Origin of the sequence: Faecalibacterium prausnitzii, from assembly GCF_003324185.1 — a bacterium.
GTDB classification, from domain to species: Bacteria; Bacillota; Clostridia; order Oscillospirales; family Ruminococcaceae; genus Faecalibacterium; species Faecalibacterium prausnitzii.
In genome coordinates, this window is the sequence record NZ_PXUP01000073.1 from 1 (window position 1) to 618 (window position 618).

Annotated in this window: 1 protein-coding gene; it reads left to right on the top strand. The window is 37.1% G+C overall.

What is annotated here, in order from left to right; translation table 11 throughout:
- Positions 1 to 26: 26 nt before the first annotated feature.
- Complete coding sequence (locus tag C7J97_RS14760; RefSeq protein WP_015538413.1) at positions 27 to 581, top strand: GNAT family N-acetyltransferase; 555 nt, start codon at positions 27 to 29, stop codon at positions 579 to 581.
- Positions 582 to 618 lie beyond the last annotated feature (37 nt).

Consider the following 618-nt stretch of genomic DNA (forward strand, 5'->3'; position numbering starts at 1 on the left):
AAATCGGAATTGACGGAGGAACAGTTATGGATATATTAGTAAGAGATGCAAAGCTTGAAGATGCTGAACGTATTTTAGATATTTATGCTTATTATGTTGAGAATACTGCCATTACATTTGAATATGTCGTTCCAACACTCATGGATTTTCAAAAGCGTATGGAAATGACTATGAAAAGATACCCCTATCTTGTTATTGAAAAAGACGGAGCAATTCAAGGCTATGCGTATGCAGGTGCTTTTGTAGGCAGGGCGGCTTATGATTGGTCATGTGAACTGACGGTATATCTTGACCATACTGCTCAAAAATGCGGTTTGGGAAGAAAGATATATGAGGCACTTGAAAATAGATTGAGTGAAATGGGAATTTTGAACTTGTATGCTTGTATTGGTTATCCGAGAGTTGAAGATGAATACCTTAACAGCAACAGCGCAGAATTTCATGCACATTTGGGTTTTTCAAAAGTTGGGGAATTTTATAAATGCGGTTATAAATTTGGACGTTGGTACAACATGATTTGGATGGAAAAGATTATCGGAAAACATCATGAGGACCAACCGTCTGTAAAATTTCCTGAATAAATCAGAATGACTCGTTAGTTTCGCAGCTTCCAGTTTG